General features: G+C 44.2%; 16 protein-coding genes, 6 pseudogenes and 1 other annotated feature. Of the genes and pseudogenes, 19 read left to right on the top strand and 3 right to left on the bottom strand.

Annotated features, from left to right (window positions below; all coding sequences use genetic code 11):
- Positions 1-133: 133 nt before the first annotated feature.
- Positions 134-1,689: pseudogene (locus JCM10519_RS15830) on the top strand (ABC-F family ATP-binding cassette domain-containing protein).
- A 139-nt stretch (positions 1,690-1,828) separates the two neighbouring features.
- Here JCM10519_RS15830 and JCM10519_RS15825 read toward each other — a convergent pair.
- From JCM10519_RS15825 to JCM10519_RS15815, 3 genes and pseudogenes are all read right to left on the bottom strand, one after another.
- Positions 1,829-2,384 (bottom strand): annotated as a pseudogene (locus JCM10519_RS15825) (aminotransferase class III-fold pyridoxal phosphate-dependent enzyme); the annotation flags it as partial.
- Between the two features lie 246 nt (positions 2,385-2,630).
- Positions 2,631-2,993, bottom strand: a complete 363-nt coding sequence (locus JCM10519_RS15820; protein ID WP_054740345.1) for a helix-turn-helix domain-containing protein — start codon at positions 2,991-2,993, stop codon at positions 2,631-2,633.
- Positions 2,994-3,021: 28 nt separating this feature from the next.
- Complete coding sequence (locus JCM10519_RS15815; RefSeq protein WP_054740343.1) at positions 3,022-3,480, bottom strand: AraC family ligand binding domain-containing protein; 459 nt, start codon at positions 3,478-3,480, stop codon at positions 3,022-3,024.
- A 597-nt stretch (positions 3,481-4,077) separates the two neighbouring features.
- Between JCM10519_RS15815 and JCM10519_RS30680 the strand changes: the two genes are divergently transcribed.
- The 18 genes and pseudogenes from JCM10519_RS30680 (at position 4,078) to rplA (ending at position 18,963) form a co-directional block, all read left to right on the top strand.
- A complete protein-coding gene (locus JCM10519_RS30680; protein ID WP_347844415.1) occupies positions 4,078-4,209 on the top strand; it encodes a hypothetical protein in 132 nt (43 codons plus the stop codon).
- Positions 4,209-5,498 (top strand): sulfatase-like hydrolase/transferase, encoded by a 1,290-nt coding sequence (locus JCM10519_RS15805; protein WP_347844414.1) that lies wholly within the window; start codon positions 4,209-4,211, stop codon positions 5,496-5,498. Before JCM10519_RS30680 ends, JCM10519_RS15805 begins: the two co-directional genes overlap by 1 nt.
- Before the next feature lie 397 nt (positions 5,499-5,895).
- Positions 5,896-6,114 (top strand): hypothetical protein, encoded by a 219-nt coding sequence (locus JCM10519_RS30675; protein ID WP_347844413.1) that lies wholly within the window; start codon positions 5,896-5,898, stop codon positions 6,112-6,114.
- Positions 6,115-6,796: 682 nt separating this feature from the next.
- Positions 6,797-7,797: pseudogene (locus JCM10519_RS15800) on the top strand (rod shape-determining protein).
- A 136-nt stretch (positions 7,798-7,933) separates the two neighbouring features.
- Positions 7,934-10,156 (top strand): annotated as a pseudogene (locus JCM10519_RS15795) (ATP-dependent RecD-like DNA helicase).
- A gap of 155 nt (positions 10,157-10,311) precedes the next feature.
- The gene (locus tag JCM10519_RS15790) at positions 10,312-11,022 is read left to right on the top strand and encodes a double zinc ribbon domain-containing protein (protein ID WP_054740339.1); all 711 of its coding nucleotides are present in this window, start codon (positions 10,312-10,314) and stop codon (positions 11,020-11,022) included.
- A 52-nt stretch (positions 11,023-11,074) separates the two neighbouring features.
- Positions 11,075-11,566, top strand: a complete 492-nt coding sequence (locus JCM10519_RS15785; protein WP_054740337.1) for a GNAT family N-acetyltransferase — start codon at positions 11,075-11,077, stop codon at positions 11,564-11,566.
- A 245-nt stretch (positions 11,567-11,811) separates the two neighbouring features.
- Entirely contained in the window at positions 11,812-12,405 is a 594-nt protein-coding gene (locus JCM10519_RS30670) for a MerR family transcriptional regulator (RefSeq protein ID WP_347844412.1), read from the top strand.
- A complete protein-coding gene (locus tag JCM10519_RS30665; RefSeq protein ID WP_347844411.1) occupies positions 12,296-12,727 on the top strand; it encodes a class I SAM-dependent methyltransferase in 432 nt (143 codons plus the stop codon). The genes JCM10519_RS30670 and JCM10519_RS30665 overlap by 110 nt, the downstream gene beginning before the upstream one ends.
- Positions 12,642-12,968, top strand: a complete 327-nt coding sequence (locus tag JCM10519_RS30660) for a hypothetical protein (protein WP_347844440.1) — start codon at positions 12,642-12,644, stop codon at positions 12,966-12,968. The genes JCM10519_RS30665 and JCM10519_RS30660 overlap by 86 nt, the downstream gene beginning before the upstream one ends.
- Positions 12,969-13,052: 84 nt before the next feature.
- Positions 13,053-13,942, top strand: a pseudogene (gene rfbA / locus JCM10519_RS15775) (glucose-1-phosphate thymidylyltransferase RfbA).
- Between the two features lie 210 nt (positions 13,943-14,152).
- A pseudogene (rfbB, locus tag JCM10519_RS15770) lies at positions 14,153-15,174 on the top strand (dTDP-glucose 4,6-dehydratase).
- A 129-nt stretch (positions 15,175-15,303) separates the two neighbouring features.
- Positions 15,304-16,152, top strand: a complete 849-nt coding sequence (rfbD, locus tag JCM10519_RS15765) for a dTDP-4-dehydrorhamnose reductase (protein WP_054740335.1) — start codon at positions 15,304-15,306, stop codon at positions 16,150-16,152.
- 470 nt (positions 16,153-16,622) lie between these two features.
- Positions 16,623-16,772, top strand: a complete 150-nt coding sequence (gene rpmG / locus JCM10519_RS15760) for a 50S ribosomal protein L33 (RefSeq protein WP_013271142.1) — start codon at positions 16,623-16,625, stop codon at positions 16,770-16,772.
- A gap of 133 nt (positions 16,773-16,905) precedes the next feature.
- A complete protein-coding gene (gene secE, locus JCM10519_RS15755; RefSeq protein WP_054740333.1) occupies positions 16,906-17,085 on the top strand; it encodes a preprotein translocase subunit SecE in 180 nt (59 codons plus the stop codon).
- A gap of 23 nt (positions 17,086-17,108) precedes the next feature.
- Positions 17,109-17,624, top strand: coding sequence for a transcription termination/antitermination protein NusG (gene nusG, locus JCM10519_RS15750; protein WP_054740331.1), 516 nt, complete (start codon positions 17,109-17,111; stop codon positions 17,622-17,624).
- 85 nt (positions 17,625-17,709) lie between these two features.
- Positions 17,710-18,138: a 50S ribosomal protein L11 gene (gene rplK / locus JCM10519_RS15745; RefSeq protein ID WP_054740328.1), complete on the top strand. Its 429-nt coding sequence runs from the start codon at positions 17,710-17,712 to the stop codon at positions 18,136-18,138.
- Between the two features lie 129 nt (positions 18,139-18,267).
- Positions 18,268-18,963: a 50S ribosomal protein L1 gene (rplA, locus tag JCM10519_RS15740; protein WP_054740326.1), complete on the top strand. Its 696-nt coding sequence runs from the start codon at positions 18,268-18,270 to the stop codon at positions 18,961-18,963.
- Positions 18,964-19,003: 40 nt separating this feature from the next.
- Positions 19,004-19,147 (top strand) — a sequence feature (ribosomal protein L10 leader region).
- Positions 19,148-19,184 lie beyond the last annotated feature (37 nt).

The raw sequence follows: 19,184 nt of genomic DNA, 5'->3' as shown, positions 1-19,184 counted from the left end.
TTTGCTTGCCTTAATAGCTTCATTCATGTAGAATTATGATGTTTCACAAAAAAGATGGTGTAAAATTGGTGTCAAACAATATGGTGCCGCAAATAAAAGCGATATTTAACCGCGTAGATAAAGGAGTTTTTCGATGAGCATATTAAACGTAGAACATCTGACACATGGTTTTGGAGACCGTGCCATTTTCCAGGATGTATCCTTCCGTCTGTTGAAGGGAGAGCACATCGGCATGATCGGAGCCAATGGGGAAGGAAAATCCACATTTATGAATATAATAACCGGAAAATTACAGCCGGACGAAGGAAAGGTGGAGTGGGCTAAACGGGTCCGGGTCGGTTATCTGGACCAGCATACGGTGCTGGAAAAAGGAATGACCATCCGGGACGTTTTAAAAAGCGCCTTTGCATTCCTGTTTCAGATGGAAGAGCAGATGAATGAGATCTGCGATAAAATGGGGGAGGCTGATGAGGAAACCATGGCTTCTATGATGGAGGAGCTTGGGACCATTCAGGACCTTCTCATGGCCCATGATTTTTATATTATCGATTCAAAGGTGGAGGAAGTGGCCAGGGCCTTAGGTTTAAGCGACATGGGCTTGATAAAGACGTAACGGAATTAAGCGGAGGCCAGAGAACCAAAATCCTGTTAGGAAAGCTTTTATTGGAGAAGCCGGATATCCTGCTTCTTGATGAGCCGACAAACTATCTGGATGTACAGCATATTGAATGGCTGAAGCGTTACCTTCAGGAATATGAAAATGCATTTATCCTGATTTCCCATGATATTCCGTTTTTAAACAGCGTGGTCAATATCATTTACCATATGGAAAATCAGAACCTGGACCGCTATGTAGGTGACTATGAAAAATTCCAGGAAGTATATGCGGTGAAACGGGCGCAGCTGGAGGCGGCTTATAAGCGCCAGCAGCAGGAGATCGCCGAGCTGGAGGATTTTGTGGCCCGCAACAAGGCGCGGGTGTCCACCAGGAACATGGCCATGTCCAGACAAAAAAAGCTGGATAAAATGGAGGTCATTGAGCTTTCAAAGGATAAGCCAAAGCCGGAGTTTCATTTTATGGAAGCCCGCACAGCCGGAAAATATATTTTTGAAACCACAGATATGGTCATCGGCTATGAGGAGCCTTTGTCAAGACCATTGAATCTTTCCATGGAACGGGGGGAGAAGGTGGTTTTATCAGGTGCAAACGGCATCGGAAAAACCACTTTGTTAAAGAGCATCCTGGGGCTTGTACCGTCCTTACAGGGGAATGTGGAGCTTGGAGATTATCTTTCCATCGGATATTTTGAACAGGAGATGGCTCCGGGAAATACTACCACCTGCATCGAAGAGATCTGGAAGGAATTCCCCTCCTATACCCAGTACCAGGTCCGGTCGGCCCTTGCCAAATGCGGCCTGACCACCGATCACATTGAGAGCCAGGTCCGGGTGCTCAGCGGCGGGGAGCAGGCAAAGGTCAGACTATGCAAGCTGATCAACCGGGAAACCAATGTTCTTCTTTTGGACGAGCCTACGAACCATCTGGATGTAGAGGCAAAAGAAGAGTTAAAGAGAGCCTTAAAGGAGTATAAGGGAAGTATTCTTTTAATCTGCCATGAACCGGAGTTCTATGAAGGAATTGCAACCAGAGTGATAGACTGCAGGGAATGGGCGCTTAGATTATCATGATAAAGAAATAAAAAAAATTGGGGTCTGGTTTCCTTTGGGAACTGGACCTCAATTCAAAGTATTGTAATTAGGAATAGTAGGTATAATAGACGCAAGCGACTATTATCGTACTGCATTTGCCAAATGCCGCTAAAGGGGCGCCCGCATGGTTGCAAGCAAACATTTTACCCGTGCGTCCGAAACCTGTGGCAATTTCGTCTGCGATCAACAGAACGTTATGTTGATCGCATAATTTTCGTGATTTTTTAAGATAAAGAGCTGGATAGATTCGCATACCGGCGCTGCCCTGCAGAATCGGTTCAACGATCATAGCACAGGTCTCATGGGCATACTTAGTAAATGCATGTTCGGCATGTTCAAAGCACTCGCAGTTACAGTGACCGCGGTTTTTCCCATAAGAGCACCGATTGCTTCTCCATGGTAGCCCTCGGAACGACACATGAAACGGGTCTTTTTGGAATGCCCTGTTTGATATTGGTATTGGAAAGCCATTTTTAAGGCGCATTCCACGGAGCCGAGCCGTTATCGGAAAAGTTGAATTTTGTCAGCCCCTTGGGAATGATTTTACATAATTGCTCGCACAGGGCAATAGCAGGCTCATGGGAGAAATTAGCAAAGATCACGTGCTCCAGCTTGTCGAGCTGATCCTTGATTGCGGCATTGATTTTTGGATTGGAATGCCCCAAGAGGTTGCATCTTCCTATGCTCCATTTACGGTTCAAACATGTATATATATTGTTTTTTTTAACATGGCTACATTTCCTGACAAAAACATTATACTTGGGAAGAAATTAACTGTAAACCATCAATTACAATATGATTAACAATTAAAACGAATTGGGAATAAGATTAGCGTGCAAATAAAAAGTCAATAGGAAATTGATAAGGATTATGCTGTTTGTTGCCGTCTTGATTGTGTCAGCCGACGATATTAAGTTTGATCATGAAATAGAAGACTTGCGATACTGTGATGGGGACTGGCCGGTATGTTTTTTAAAAATCCGGCTGAAGTAAAGTGGGTCCTGATATCCCACAATCTCGCTTGTTTCTGCCACACGGAAGCCCTGTGCCAGCAGTTCACAGGCTCTGGATATTCGGATGTTTGTCAGATATTGCTGGGGACTGGCACCAAGCTGCCGCTTGAAAAGGCGAGTAAACCAGCAGACGTTCATATGGCAGGAAGCGGCATAGTCAGTGATATTGAAGGGCTGGTTAAAACGAGTGTGAAATATATTGACGGCTTGTTCGATTTCCCTGGTATGAGGCGCTGTCACTTCGTTCAAAGTGGAAATTTCCCGTGCCATCAGACAAAGTAGTTCCCGGAAACGAGAATCAGCTATGCTGTAATAATATTGTTTTTTTTAATTGCAATTCCAGAATGATCTGATCAAAAAGTTGATCAAAGATAATATTGCATTTTGGATAAAAGATTCGTGCGGAGAAAAGACCGAGATTTTCCAGCTCCTTTGGAACATTTCCGCCAGTAAAATGAATCCAGTATACATCAGGTGTATCACGGCCGTCATAGCTGTAAAACTGGGGTTCAGAAGGATGATAAAATACAATGTGACCTGGAGTAAGGAGATGGTCTTTTCCGTGAATCGTGTAGGTTGCTTTGCCGGAGCGCAAATAGAGCAACTGGTAATCACGTCGTCCGTTTGGTCGTTTCACAGCTCTGAATTCCGGATTGATAAAAACGGAATGACCGCAGGAGATGACCATTAAAGGACGGTCAGAAGAAGGCTTATCAATTTCATCTAAGGGATAGGTGCGACTGGCTACTTCGTACATGATACAACTGCTCCTTGTTTTCTGTATAAATATTAGTTTTCTATGCGTTATTTTATTAATATAGCATAGTGATTCCGATTTGTCCATAAAGTCAATGAGGAATTGAATGTTCAAATAGAAAAAGATACAATTATTAACAGATATTAGGTTGAATAAAATATAAATACAGTCAAATTGTTACGATATAATAAAAAAAGGAAACAATTTAAGGTAACAAAACTAAATTTAATGTTTGTTTTTCCAGATAAATTCCGAGCACATGCTATGAGATTCAAGATCGGAGACCATGTTCTGACTCCGACATTGGATGCGTTTGCGAAAGAGAGCCTGGTATTTCAAAATGCAGTCAGCACCAGTTCAGTATACAGTCTGAAGCCAGACCTGGGGAACGGTGTCACGACATACTTGTTTCCTTTCTGGAGAAACATGGAGATTCTGTGTCAAAGGAAAATGATGTTTGCGTAAAAAGAGTATTAGTATCAAGTTGTCCATATATTGAGCAGAAAACTATATATACAAGCCATTATAATGACTGTAAAATACAGGTATATGTTCCAGAACATAAAAAGACGTTAAACAGGAGGCAGGAGGTATTATATGAAAAAAACATTTATGTGGATATTAGCACTGGGGATGTCTTTTACTCTGGTAGCGTGTAGTAGAAATAAGGAGCAAAAAGAGGCAGCAGCAACAGAGACAGGCGGTACTGGAGGAGGTGTGATAGATTAATGCCAAAACAGTTTATCGTGTTAATGACGGATACACAGCGGCTGGATATGGTCAGCTGCTATGGGAATAAGGATATACATACGCCTGGTATTGATGCTCTGGCAGCAGAAGGAATAAAATTTAATCAGGCTTATACCACCCAGCCGGTTTGCGGACCAGCCCGGTCTGCTCTTTTTACAGGTCAATTTCCTTGCGTAAATGGGGCGTTTTCCAATTGTAATGCTCCAGGATTAAATGTGAAAAGTATTGGACAGCGTCTACAAGACAAAGGAATTTTGACAGGTTATATAGGTAAGTGGCATCTGGATGGTGGAGATTATTTTGGCTTGGGTCGCGCGCCGGAAGGCTGGGATGCAGATACCTGGTATGATATGAGAAATTATCTGGAGGAACTTACCGAGGAAGAGCGGTTCAAATCCCGTAAAAGTGAAACCATGAAGCAAGAGGATATTCCGCCGGAATTTACATTTGCATTCCGCTGTGCGGACCGTGCCGTGAAGTTTATCCGGAGTCATCAGGATGAGGATTTCTTTTTGGTGGTAAGTTTTGATGAACCTCATGAACCATCTTTAGCTCCTCAGCCCTATGCTTCCATGTATCAGGATTTTGAATTGCCCAAGAGGCCCAATGTATATGATACTCTGGAAGGGAAGCCGGATCATCAAAAGGTATGGGCAGGGGAAAAACGCCTGGAAGACAGGGAGAGACTGCGGATTAAAGCACCGGAGCTGTTTGGATGCAATAGCTTTGTGGATAGTCAGATTGGATGGGTAGCAGAATCTGCAAAGAGATTTTTGAATATGCCGGCACTGCTTTATACCACAGATCACGGAACTATGCTGGATTCTCACTGTCTCAAGGGAAAAGGGCCGGCAGCTTACGAGGAAATTTGTCATATTCCAATGATTCTTTGCGGCTTTGGAGTTGGTGAGGTAAACACACCAGTATCTCATATCGATGTAACGGCTACAGTCTGGGATTATTTTGGATTTGAAAAGCCGGTGATGTTTCAGGGAGAAAGTCTGATGGCTTTTGTTTATGAAAAGGAAGCAAAGCGCAGGGATGTGTTTATTGAGTTTGGACGATACGAGACAGACCATGACGGATTTGGCGGATACCAGCCTATGCGATGTATTTTTGATGGACGATATAAATTGGTCATTAATCTGCTTTCACAGGACGAGTTTTATGATTTGGAGAAGGATCCTTATGAGATGGAAAACCGGATTGATGATCCGGAGTTTTGGGAAGTTCGAGACAATATGCTTGGCAGCTTCTGGATCATATGAATCAGATTCGAGATCCATTTCGCGGTTATTGTTGGGAAAGGCGACCCTGGAATACGAAAGCTTCCCCAGCTACGTGGGAGTATACAGGGTATACCCGTCAGCGGCAGGAACCGGACTATGAGCCGCTGCAGTTGGATTACAGCACAGGATTGACAGCAAAAGATCTGGTTAGAAAAAAAAGAATTGGGATAATACGAAAAACAAAAATCAAAGACTCCTGTAGCAATGCAGGAGTCTTATCAGGTATAAAGGAGATTTTTACAAAATCCAGTTTATTGTATTGCTGATGAAGACGCATGGAATCACTTTACAGATCATCAAACGGACGTTTGCTTCGACAAGTCAGAGTGTTATGAGAAATATGCTTTGTTAGCTTACAATAAAAAATCTCACCAGTATGTTCAATGATACCTTTTCAACTAGAATACCAGTAAGTAAAATTGCAGAAAAATTAAAAGTGTATGGAGTATGGGATGTGCTTGTCACAGATTCGTTCGATGAATACATAGACACCCTTGTTATCAATACGGATATGGATGAGGATGATTTGTTTCAAGAAGAATTCTGGGGCCATAGATATCATGCAATGAAATACGAAGTTGATATAGAAGTTTAAAGCAACTCTCATATATATTGATGCAGGAATGAGCCTGCAGACGCTGGAAGAAATACTCGGACATTCTAGCTACAATATGACAATGGATTTATATTATCACAATACAAGTGATGTCCAGAAAAAAGAGATGGAAAAATTGAGCAGGAATTTGAACAGGATGTAGTATAGGATTTAAATCCTGCTATCAATTAGTGTTATATAAGAATTGCTGACACAAATCCTGACACACATTTCTACTCGTAACAATAGTATTGGGTCATTAAACTACATGGAAAGACCGTAAACCATAATAAACTTAAATTGCAGGAAACCACGTATTTCCAAATAAAAAACCCGCTTCTCATCTGCAGAGAACGGGTAGATCAATCTTAGGGGGGCCGGACGGCTCGCGCCGTCCGGTATGAGTATGAAAAAGCTTTGTGATTTCAAGTAAGTTACTTGAAACAAAAGGCCCGTTATCCTTTCAGATAACGTATTAATAGTATACGTAAAAAAATGTGACTAAAATGTGTACCATATATTAAAAAAAATAAACATAATAAAAATTAAAAAAAACCTTTAAAATCCTGGGGTTATTGTATATAATAAAATAGATACTGTGACTTCATTTACGAATTAGACATAATTTTGAAGATAAAGAGACCCTGGGAACAGGATACAGCGAACAGGAGGAAGCAAGATGATGATGTCCAATGATATTGGAATCGATTTAGGTACAGCAAGCATACTGGTCTATATTAAGGGAAAGGGAGTTGTATTAAAGGAACCTTCCGTTGTAGCCATTGACCGTGACACGAATAAAATCAAAGCCATTGGAGAGGAAGCCAGACTGATGATCGGAAGAACGCCGGGCAACATTGTTGCAGTAAGGCTCTTCGCCAGGGAGTTATATCTGATTATACCGTAACGGAAAAAATGCTTAAATACTTTATTAACAAGGCGGTTGGAAAAAGGACCCTGAGAAAGCCAAGGATCAGTGTGTGCATCCCAAGCGGAGCCACTGAGGTGGAGAAAAAGGCAGTAGAGGATGCCACCTATCAGGCAGGAGCCAGAGAAGTTGCAATCATTGAAGAACCGGTTGCAGCAGCCATCGGCGCCGGAATCGACATTGCAAAGGCCTGCGGTAACATGATCGTTGATATAGGCGGAGGAACCTCCGATATTGCAGTTATTTCCCTTGGAGGTACGGTGGTAAGTACCTCCATAAAGGTTGCCGGAGATGATTTTGATGAAGCCCTTGTCCGCTATATGCGCAAGAAACACAATCTTTTGATCGGTGAGAGAACGGCTGAGGAAATCAAGATCAACATTGGTGCGGCATACAGAAGACCGGAGGTCTTGACCATGGAGGTCCGGGGCCGTAACCTTGTTACCGGTCTGCCAAAAACCATTGTGGTCACTTCGGACGAGACTCTGGATGCTTTAAAGGAACCGGCCATGCAGATCGTAGATGCGGTTCACAACGTGCTGGAGCGTACTCCACCGGAACTTGCAGCCGATATTTTTGACCGGGGGATCGTGCTTACCGGAGGCGGCTCTCTCTTAAGCGGTCTGGATGCTTTAATTGAAGAGAAGACAGGAATCACCACGATGATCGCAGAGGACCCGCTGACTGCAGTTGCAATTGGTACAGGGAAATTTATTGAATTCATGCATGGCGGAGATAATAAAACAGAATTTTAACCAAAAGTCAGGGCTGATAGAGATATCAGTCCTTCCTTTGGTTGACAGGACTGCTTTGGAACGGCCCTGACGGCATCGCAAGATTCCGGCGGGGCTGGTTTTACAGCAGTCCGCTTGTATTTGTACAGGAGGAACCATGGCAACAGTCTGCGGATTTGTAGAGAAAATTAAATACAGGAACGAGGACAACGGCTATACGGTCTTAAGTCTCGTGGAGGCAGGAGAGGAATATACTTGTGGGGAGCTTCCACTACATAAACGAGGGAGAAATGATCGAAGCTGTGGGTTCCATGACCGAGCATCCGGTTTATGGGGAGCAGATGACCGTAGAGAGCTATGAGATCAAAGCCCCGGAGGATACTGCGGCCATGGAGCGGTATCTGGGATCAGGAGCCATCAAGGGAATCGGGGCAGCTCTGGCAGCCAGGATTGTCCGGCGTTTTAAAGCCGATACCTTCCGCATCATGGAGGAGGAGCCGGAACGGCTTTCCGAGGTAAAGGGAGTCAGCGAAAAGATGGCCATGTCCATTTCCCAGCAGGTCGAGGAGAAAAAGGAGATGCGCCAGGCCATGATGTTCCTTCAGGAGTATGGAATTTCCATGAATCTGGCGGTGAAGATCTATCAGGAGTACGGCCCCAGGCTTTACAGCGTGTTAAAGGAGAACCCTTACCAGCTGGCAGATGATATTCCTGGGGTAGGATTTAAAATGGCGGATGAAATTGCCAGAAAAGCAGGAATTTTCACGGATTCAGATTTCCGCATTAAATGCGGGGTGCTGTACACCCTGCTGCAGGCTACATCAAACGGCCACACCTATCTGCCGGAGGTAGAGCTTTTGTCCCAGGCTTCGGAACTTCTTAAAATAGAATCATCCTTTATAGAAAAGCATTTGATGGATATGCAGCTGGATAAACGCCTTGTTATCCGGGAGTCGGAAGGAAAACGGATTGTTTACGCTTCCCAGTACTATTACATGGAGCTGAATGTGGCAAAGATGCTTCACGACTTAAATATCAGGGGGCAGATGCCAGAGGAGGAGATCAGGACTCAGCTTCTTAAGCTTCAAACGGAAGAGCAGATTGAGCTGGATGAAAAGCAGGTCCAGGCGGTGGTGGAAGCGGTCAACAGCGGGCTTCTCATCATCACCGGAGGTCCGGGTACCGGTAAGACGACCACCATCAACACCATCATACGGTTCTTTGAAAGCCAGGAGATGGAGATTCTTCTTGCAGCTCCCACCGGCAGGGCGGCAAAGCGGATGACAGAAGCCACTGGGTATGAGGCGAGGACCATTCACCGTCTGCTTGAGCTGACCGGAGTTCCGGGAGATGACCGTTCTCTTGGAATGCATTTTGAGAGAAATGAAGAAAATCCCCTGGATGCTGATGCAGTAATCATTGATGAAACCTCTATGGTGGATATCTATTTGATCCAGTCCCTATTAAAGGCAATTAATCCGGGGACAAGACTTATCCTTGTGGGAGATGTAAATCAGCTCCCCAGCGTTGGCCCTGGTAACGTGCTTCGGGACATGATTGATTCCGGAAGCTTTAACGTGGTTATGCTGACCAAGATTTTCCGTCAGGCAACCCAAAGCGATATTGTGGTCAATGCCCATAAGATCAACAGGGGAGAACAGGTTCCCTTAGGGAAAAAGAGCAATGATTTTCTCTTTATAAAAAGAGATGACCCCAATGCAATTATCAATGCCATGATCACACTGGTTCAGGATAAACTGCCCGGCTATGTCCATGCAAAGACCTATGATATTCAGATCATGACCCCAATGAGAAAAGGGGCAATCGGCGTAGAACGGCTGAATGGCATTTTACAGGAATATTTAAATCCTCCCGGAGAAGGAAAGGCTGAGAAGGAAACAGCCGGAGTCACTTACCGGTGGGTGATAAGGTCATGCAGATCAAGAATAATTATAACATTGAGTGGGAGGTCCGCAACAAGTACGGGATCCCTATGGACAAGGGCACAGGTGTTTACAATGGGGATATGGGAATTATCCGGGAGATCAACACCTTTGCCGAGCTGGTGACCGTGGAATTTGATGAAGGGCGCATGGTGGACTACAGCTTTAAGCAGCTGGAGGAGCTGGAGCTTGCTTACGCCATTACCATTCATAAATCCCAGGGAAGCGAATACCCGGCAGTGGTCATCCCTGTTTTTTCCGGTCCCAGGATGCTGATGACCAGGAACCTGATTTATACCGCTGTGACCCGCGCAAAATCCTGTGTCTGCCTGGTAGGAATGCCGGAAATTTTCGGCGGAATGGTGGACAATGAAATGGAGCAACGGAGATATTCGGGCTTAAAGGACCGGATTTGCGAAATCGGCAAATTATCTTAAATGAGAGAAGCATGCGCTGTGTGTTTTCTTATTGCCGCAGTGGCCGCCGAGTGAACATGGATGCATGTTTGTTCGGCCCGTCACATGCGTAAATTCTTTTAATTCTTTTTTCATTCAATCTTTCAATCTATTCTTTTTAAGGAGAATCTTTTTATATGTACCCATCTTTTTTTATTGATCTGTTATTTCCCAGACGGTGCCCGGTCTGTGACGATATCGTTATGCCAAAGGGCAGGCTGATCTGCCTGTCATGTGTGAAAAAATTATCATTTGTCAAGGACCCTGTCTGTAAAAAATGCGGAAAGGAGGTCATAAGTACTGATGCAGAATATTGTTTTGACTGTGTCAGACATAAGCGCACCTTTGAGCATGGCAGGGCTCTTGTGAATTATGATGAAAACGCCGGAAGGTCCATGGCGAAAATCAAGTATAAGAATAAGCGGGAATACCTGGATTTTTATGGGGAAGCAATCTGCGCCCGGTATGGGAAGCTGATCCGGCGCATGGAGGCTGACGTCCTTGTCCCTGTTCCGGTTCATCATTCCCGGAGAAAGGAGAGGGGATTTAATCAGGCAGAGCTTTTGGCCCGCAGGATCGGAGAACGCCTTGGAATCGCCGTTTGCCCATCAATGCTGGTTAGAAATAAAAAAACCATGCCCCAAAAGGGGCTTGACCCGGCGGGAAGGCTTAAGAATTTAGAGGAGGCATTTTCGGCGGGAAAGATGGTAAAAGGGGTGGAAGGAGTGATTTTAGTGGATGACATTTATACCACCGGAAGCACCATAGAAGCCTGTACGCGGGCACTGAAAAAAGCGGGAATAAAAAGGGTTTATTTTCTTGCAATTTGTATTGGACGAGGGCAATAGATTGATGTATGATAACATGTGATAAAATCAATCAGTCCCAGGAGGAAAGTATATGATAATCAGAACCGCAGAAGAAAAGGATATGCCTGAGCTTTTAGACATTTATAATTATGAAGTAGAACATGGACTGGCTACATTTGATTTAAATCCTAAGAACATGGAGGAGCGATTGGCCTGGTTTCGGGAACATAATGTAGGGAACCATCCTTTGATCGTGGCAGAAGATGATGGAAAAACAGTCGGTTATGCAAGCCTTTCCTCTTACCGTCCCAAAGAGGCTTATGCAGCCACAGTAGAACTTTCTATATATATTGATAAGGATTACCGCCGCAGAGGAATCGCCGGGAAGCTGGCTTCTGCCATTCTTGAGATTGCAAGGGAAAGGGATGACATCCATACGGTTATTTCTGTCATAACCGGGGAAAATGAGGCCAGCATCCGCCTTCATGAACGACTGGGCTTTATTCACTGCGGAACCATAAGAGAAGTGGGCTTAAAGTTTGGGAAGCTGCTGAATATTGAGAATTTTCAGTTGATGGTCTAGACTCTGTTCCGCAGTTAAAGTACTGCCGGTATAAAAAGTGATAACCCAGTATTTGTATTTATGACAAATAAAAGAATATCCCCTGTCTGGTTTCAAGGAATTTCTGGATCCAACAGGGGATTTTGTATCATCTTTAAAAATTCACTTGACCATGACCATACGTCACCCTATATAATACCTATATGATAATTCAGGAAAAAAGGAGGTGGCAAGGCCGGTGAACCAATACTACACTTCAGGCCAGTTTGCAAAAAAAGGCCAATGTTTCCATACGCACCGTCCGGTATTACGATAAGCAGGGGCTGTTAAAGCCATCCGGTATGAGCGAGGGAGGATACCGGCTATATACGGATTCTGATTTTGCAAAGCTTCAGAAAATTCTTTCCTTAAAATACCTGGGCTTTTCTTTAGATGAGATCCGTTCCATCACCATCAATGACAACGACAACGATTACGTTGAGGGGTCTCTTCGGCTTCAATTAAATCTTATCCGGAAGAGAATCGAACATTTAAAACTGGTGGAGCAGACCCTTACGGAAACGTCAAAGATGGTAACAGAAAACCAGTCTGTGGACTGGAATAAAATTCTTCACTTAATCCATATTACCAATATGGAACGGTCCCTTGTGGAACAGTATAAGGATGCAGCCAATTTAAGTATCCGAATCGGGCTTCATAAAAAAATACACAAAGAATCCTACCGGCTGGTTCCAGTGGCTGTACGGCCTTATGGAGCCTTTGGATGGAAAATGCATTCTGGAACTGGGCTGCGGAAACGGAGAACTTTGGAATGCAAACCGGGACAGGATACCGGCGGATGCAAGTATCTGCCTGTCTGATATTTCGGAAGGGATGATCCGGGATGTGGAAGAAAACCTAAAAAGCGTTCCCGGCTCCTTTACTTTTGAAGTGTTTGACTGCCGTCAGATACCAAAGCCTGAGGAAAGCTTTCATATTGTAGCAGCTAATCATCTTCTTTTTTATTTATCGAATCTGGATGGGGTACTGGATCAGGTGCAAAGGATTCTAAAACCGGAAGGCGTTTTTTTACTGCAGCACCTACGGTTCGGACCATATGAAGGAGATCAGCCAATTAGTAAAGGAATTCGATTCCAGGATCGCTCTTTCAGAAGTAAATTTATACGATGTGTTCGGACTTGAGAATGGAGAGGAAATTTTAAAAAGCCATTTTCATGGCCTGGAAAGGAAAGACTATAGGGATAGCCTGGAGGTCAGAGATGCAGGTGCGCTTATGGAATACATTCTTTCCTGCCATGGCAACCAGCAGGAATATTTAAGCGACCGTTACGAGGAATTTCGGGAATTCCTTGAAAAGAAAATGGAAAAGAAGGGTTTTATCCATATTACAAAGCAGGCAGGGGCGTTTATCTGCAGAAAGTAAAGAAAAATTAATGGAAAAGGACTTGACAGTGACCTAACGTCACCCTGTATGATGGTATCACGAATTGATACGGAGGAGAAACAAATGAAGGGAATTATACTTGCCGGAGGCTCCGGCACCAGACTTTACCCGCTGACCATGGTAACTTCCAAACAGTTACTGCCTATTTATGACAAGCCTATGATTTATTATCCGCTGTCCGTTTTAATGAACGCAGGAATCCGGGATATCCTGATCATCTCAACCCCAGATGACACGCCCCGGTTTGAGGCGCTTTTAGGAGACGGTAATCAGTTTGGAATCCGTTTATCCTATGCAGTACAGCCCTCCCCTGATGGCCTTGCACAGGCATTTATCATTGGAGAGGAATTTATCGGTGATGACAGCGTGGCAATGATTCTTGGAGATAATATTTTTGCAGGCCACGGACTTAACAAACGCCTGTTAAATGCCGCTAACAAAAAGGACGGGGCTACTGTATTCGGCTATTATGTGGATGATCCGGAACGCTTTGGCATCGTGGAATTTGATTCTGACGGAAAGGCAGTATCCATTGAAGAAAAACCGGAAAAGCCAAAGAGCAATTATTGTGTGACCGGACTTTATTTCTATGATAATAAGGTTGTGGAATATGCGAAGAATTTAAAACCATCAGCCCGGGGCGAGCTGGAAATCACGGATTTAAACCGCATTTACTTAGAAGAAGGAAAGCTTGATGTGGAGCTTTTGGGCCAGGGCTTTACCTGGTTGATACGGGAACCCATGAATCCCTGGCAGATGCCACTGATTTTGTCCGTACCATGGAGACACACCAGCACAGGAAGATCGCTTGTCTGGAGGAAATCGCTTATTTGAACCACTGGATCACAAAGGATCAGTTGATGGAAAACATTGAGCCTTTGAAGAAGAACCAGTACGGGCAATATCTGATGGATGTCCTTGCCGGAAAATACATTGACAGATTACATGGTTAAGAAGCTTAACCTGCCTTTGTCAAGAATATTATCGGAAGGAAAAGCACTTCCGATAATCGGCTGGATGACAGCAAAGAACGCGGCTTTTATTAGAAATATGAAAGGCGATTTCAGATAACCTATATTATGAAAACAAAAAAAATGTTTTCATAATCGGATGGACGGGGCAAAAGACGTCCCTTTTATGCCAATAAAAAGGAGAGTATATAAATGAAGATTATCGTTACCGGAGGAGCCGGTTTTATCGGCGGAAATTTTGTACATCATATGGTAAATAAGTATCCGGATTACCAGATCATCAATCTGGACCTTTTGACTTATGCAGGAAATTTGGAGACATTAAAGCCTGTTGAGGATAAGCCTAATTATAAATTTGTAAAAGGGGATATTGCGGACAGAAGCTTTGTCTTTGACCTTTTTGAGAAGGAAAAACCCGATGTGGTGGTAAACTTTGCGGCAGAGAGCCATGTGGACCGTTCCATTACAGACCCGGAGGCATTTGTAAGAACCAATGTAATGGGAACCACGACCCTTCTTGATGCCTGCCGCACTTACGGGATCAAGCGCTATCATCAGGTTTCCACCGATGAAGTATACGGCGACCTGCCTTTGGACCGCCCTGACTTATTCTTCACAGAGGAGACTCCGCTTCATACTTCAAGCCCTTATTCCTCCTCAAAGGCCAGCGCAGACCTTTTTGTTCTGGCATACCAGAGAACGTTTGGGCTTCCTGTGACCATTTCCAGATGTTCCAATAACTATGGACCTATCATTTCCCGGAAAAGCTGATTCCGCTTATTATCAGCCGTGCCCTGGCAGATGAAGAGCTTCCGGTATACGGAACAGGGGAAAATGTGAGAGACTGGCTCCATGTTTCCGATCACTGCGAGGCGATTGATCTGATCATTCACAAGGGAAAAGTGGGCGAGGTCTACAATGTAGGCGGACACAACGAGCGCACTAACTTAGAAGTGGTTAAGACCATTCTTAAAGCCCTTGATAAACCGGAGAGTCTGATCAAGTTCGTTACCGACCGTCCCGGCCATGACAGACGTTATGCCATTGACCCGAAGAAACTGGAAACCGAACTTGGCTGGAAGCCGAAATACAACTTTGATACCGGAATCCGTCAGACTATCCAGTGGTATCTGGACAATGAGGACTGGTGGAAGCATATCATCAATGGGGAATACCAGAATTATTTTGATAACATGTACGGTGAGCGTTTATAAATTCCCCGGCAGGATTTCGTGGGCATAATTTTCCAGGCTAAGACAGGTGCAGTGCCGGCTGGGCCTGGAAGATCAGCCGTTTGATGAGCTGTCAGGCGAATCGGACTTCCCTGTAGAAAAGAGGTATATATGAAAGTGTTTGTTACTGGCGTAAAAGGCCAGCTTGGATTTGATGTAGTAAATGAATTAAAAAAGCGGGGACATGAGGCAGTCGGAGTGGACATCGATGAGATGGACATCACAGATAAAGACAGCGTAAACCGGGTCATTAAGGCAGCCGCTCCTGATGCAGTCATCCACTGTGCCGCCTATACGGCTGTGGATGCGGCGGAAGATAATGAGGAAGTGTGCCGGAATGTTAATGCAAGGGGAACGGAGTACATTGCCAGGGTATGCCGGGAGCTGGATATCAAGATGATGTACATCAGCACGGATTATGTGTTTAACGGCCAGGGAACCCGTCCCTGGGAGCCTGATGATGAGAGGGAGCCGTTAAATGTTTACGGCCAGACCAAATATGAGGGAGAACTTGCAGTAGAAGAAAATCTCTCCAAATATTTTATCGTAAGGATTGCCTGGGTATTTGGCGTAAATGGAAAGAACTTTATAAAGACCATGCTGAACCTGGGAAAGACTCATGATAAATTAACGGTAGTCGCTGACCAGACCGGTTCTCCTACCTATACTTATGATCTGGCCCGCCTTTTGGTGGACATGATAGAAACGGAGAAATACGGGCGTTACCATGCCACCAACGAAGGTCTGTGCACCTGGTATGAGTTTGCCTGTGAAATCTTTAAACAGGCGGGCATGGATGTAAAAGTGGAACCTGTCGGTTCAGACCAGTATCCGGCAAAAGCAAAACGGCCTGCCAACAGCCGTATGAACAAGGATAAGCTTGAGGAAAATGGTTTTCTTCGCCTGCCTTCCTGGCAGGATGCTTTAAAACGGTATCTGGAGGTCGTTTTTCCCGGTTAAGCATCAGCAGAAGGTATTCCCAGGCTGTCCCGTGATCAGAGAAGGATATTCCTGTTTAAATGACAAGCCGGGAATTGGAGTCGGTTTTGATGAAAATGCGTCAGAAAAATATTCTGCAGTGGATATGGACCATGGCCGGCTCTTTTAAAGGCATCCTGACGGCCCCCCTGTAAGGCCATAGCAAAAAAATATAGAAAACATATTATTATAGCAGCAGGTCCGGCCGGAACAGATTTAAAAATCTTTAAATCTTCTAACCGGACTTGCGATTTATTTGCTTACATGATATAATGACGAAATACCGTAAATATCATTGCTTTTCATAAAAAAAAGATTGACGAATCCTGGCCTGTGTGTTATAGTAATTGGGCGAATGGAAGAGCTTAGGTCTTTTTTTATGCTCAAAATTGCTTGCGGCAGAAAAAGGGACTTAATACACAACAATGAAAATTTAAGTGGAGGTGGAAGTCGTGCGCACAAAAATCACACTGGCATGTACAGAATGCAAACAGCGTAATTACAACATGACCAAGGATAAGAAGACTCATCCGGACAGAATGGAAACCAAAAAGTATTGCAGATTCTGTAAGAGCCATACAATGCACAAGGAAACAAAGTAATCAGTTTGTAAAGGACGTGAAGGTTGAAAGAAAGACGTCTTCCAACCTTGAGTTTGTGAAGCAACTGGATATGCTTGCATATCCGCTTACTTCATTAGGAGGCAAATCATGGGAGATACAGTGAACAACGAGAGTGCTCAGAAGAAGAGCTTTTTTTAAGGGTCTGAAATCTGAGTTTGCAAAAATCGTTTGGCCTGACAAAGAAACCGTAACGAAACAGACGATCGCTGTCATGTCTTCAGCGATTGCTTTAGGACTGATTATCGGAATTCTTGATCTGATCATCAAGTTTGGTCTCAGTTTTATCTTATAATTCGTAAGGGTTAAGGTGAGTTTATGTCAGAAGCACATTGGTATGTAGTTCATACCTATTCAGGATATGAGAATAAAGTAAAGGTTGACATCGAGAAAACAATCGAAAACAGAAACTTACAGGATCAGATTCTGGAAGTATCGGTTCCGTTAGAATCCGTCATTGAACTTAAGAATGGCGTTGAGAAAAAGGCCGATAAAAAGATGTTTCCCGGCTACGTACTAATTCACATGGTCATGAATGATGACACATGGTATGTAGTGCGTAATACCCGTGGAGTGACAGGCTTTGTAGGTCCTGGATCAAAACCGGTTCCTCTGACAGAAGAAGAGATGGAGAAACTTGGATTCAAGAACGAAGAGGTCATCATTGGCTTTGAAGAGGGAGATACCGTTGTGGTAACTTCCGGTGCATGGAAGGATACGGTTGGTGCTATCAAGTCCATCAACGAAAGTAAGAAAACCATCACCATGAGCGTTGAAATGTTCGGCCGGGAGACTCCGGTAGAATTAAACTTCAGCGAAGTGAAGAAGATGTAACAAGTAAAAGCGGCTTATACCGGTGTATAGGCTCGTGGGAGGGAAATCCCCGACAATACCACATTTATTTAGGAGGTGCCTTATTATGGCAAAGAAAGTAACAGGATATATCAAATTGCAGATTCCAGCGGGAAAGGCTACACCAGCTCCTCCTGTAGGTCCAGCACTTGGACAGCATGGTGTAAACATCGTACAGTTTACAAAGGAATTCAACGCAAGAACAGCTGATCAGGGAGATTTGATCATCCCGGTTGTTATCACTGTTTATGCTGACAGAAGCTTCAGCTTCATAACCAAGACTCCACCGGCTGCTGTATTATTAAAGAAGGCCTGCAAGATCAAATCCGGATCTGCAGTTCCTAATAAGACAAAGGTAGCTACAATTACCAAGGCTGAATTACAGAAGATCGCTGAACTGAAGATGCCAGACTTAAATGCTGCATCTGTTGAATCAGCTATGAGTATGATCGCCGGTACCGCAAGAAGTATGGGTATCACGGTAGAAGAGGCTTAATTTCCTTAGGAAAATAGCCGTTCGAGGAGCCGGCAGGCGAATCGAACTTCCTTATAATATTGCAGTTAACGAAGTTTTAAGAACGTGGGAGGGAAAATCCCCGACAATACCACTAGGAGGTTATTTAGAATGAAAAGAGGAAAAAGATACGCAGAGGCAGCTAAAACAGTAGATCGTTCTGTTCTCTACGATGCACCGGCAGCAATCTCTTTAGTTAAGCAGAATGCAAGTGCTAAATTTGATGAAACCATAGAAGCTCATATCAGAACCGGTTGTGACGGACGTCACGCAGACCAGCAGATCCGTGGTGCAGTTGTACTTCCACACGGTACAGGTAAAACTGTTCGTATTTTAGTTTTCGCTAAGGGTCCGAAGGCTGATGAAGCACAGGCCGCAGGCGCAGACTACGTTGGAGCTGAGGAACTGATTCCGAAGATCCAGAACGAAGGCTGGTTGGATTTTGATGTAGTTGTTGCTACTCCAGATATGATGGGTGTTGTTGGTCGTCTGGGACGTGTCCTGGGACCAAAGGGCTTAATGCCAAACCCAAAAGCTGGTACTGTTACCATGGACGTAACAAAGGCAATCAACGATATCAAAGCTGGTAAGGTTGAGTACAGACTTGATAAGACAAATATTATCCACGTGCCAGTTGGAAAAGCTTCTTTTACAGAAGATCAGTTAGCGGACAACTTCCAGACGCTTGTTGATGCAATCGTCAAAGCAAGACCAAGTACAGTTAAGGGTGCCTACTTAAAGAGTGTTACACTGGCTTCCACCATGGGACCTGGCGTAAAACTGAACGTAGCTAAGTTAATGAACTAATTTTGTTTTGTGGTTGACATTAATTATAAATAATGTTATACTATGCAAGTATTGACTGCCGAAGACAGCAGGTGCCGCAAGGCATAAGGTGCTAACGCCTGCCGAGGAATGTACAAGAATCATTTTGTATAAATGAATTGTAGACCTCTCTGTCCATCCGGCGGAGAGGTTTTTCTTTGCGGTTTATACGAGCGGGCCTTACGGGCAACCGGGAGGCTCAG

It is taken from the genome of Clostridium sp. NkU-1, assembly GCA_001312405.1.
The sequence above is the reverse complement of the archived record's forward strand: the minus strand, read 5'-3'. Positions and strand labels throughout refer to the sequence as shown.

Bases quoted from the DNA above. Each gene is read 5' to 3' on its own strand.
- JCM10519_RS15820 (WP_054740345.1), bottom strand. From the start codon at position 2,993: ATGGCACGGGAAATTTCCACTTTGAACGAAGTGACAGCGCCTCATACC.
- JCM10519_RS15815 (WP_054740343.1), bottom strand. From the start codon at position 3,480: ATGTACGAAGTAGCCAGTCGCACCTATCCCTTAGATGAAATTGATAAG.
- JCM10519_RS30680 (WP_347844415.1), top strand. From the start codon at position 4,078: ATGAAAAAAACATTTATGTGGATATTAGCACTGGGGATGTCTTTTACT.
- JCM10519_RS15805 (WP_347844414.1), top strand. From the start codon at position 4,209: ATGCCAAAACAGTTTATCGTGTTAATGACGGATACACAGCGGCTGGAT.
- JCM10519_RS30675 (WP_347844413.1), top strand. From the start codon at position 5,896: ATGTTCAATGATACCTTTTCAACTAGAATACCAGTAAGTAAAATTGCA.
- JCM10519_RS15790 (WP_054740339.1), top strand. From the start codon at position 10,312: ATGTACCCATCTTTTTTTATTGATCTGTTATTTCCCAGACGGTGCCCG.
- JCM10519_RS15785 (WP_054740337.1), top strand. From the start codon at position 11,075: ATGATAATCAGAACCGCAGAAGAAAAGGATATGCCTGAGCTTTTAGAC.
- JCM10519_RS30665 (WP_347844411.1), top strand. From the start codon at position 12,296: ATGGAGCCTTTGGATGGAAAATGCATTCTGGAACTGGGCTGCGGAAAC.
- JCM10519_RS30660 (WP_347844440.1), top strand. From the start codon at position 12,642: ATGAAGGAGATCAGCCAATTAGTAAAGGAATTCGATTCCAGGATCGCT.
- rfbD (WP_054740335.1), top strand. From the start codon at position 15,304: ATGAAAGTGTTTGTTACTGGCGTAAAAGGCCAGCTTGGATTTGATGTA.
- nusG (WP_054740331.1), top strand. From the start codon at position 17,109: ATGTCAGAAGCACATTGGTATGTAGTTCATACCTATTCAGGATATGAG.
- rplK (WP_054740328.1), top strand. From the start codon at position 17,710: ATGGCAAAGAAAGTAACAGGATATATCAAATTGCAGATTCCAGCGGGA.
- rplA (WP_054740326.1), top strand. From the start codon at position 18,268: ATGAAAAGAGGAAAAAGATACGCAGAGGCAGCTAAAACAGTAGATCGT.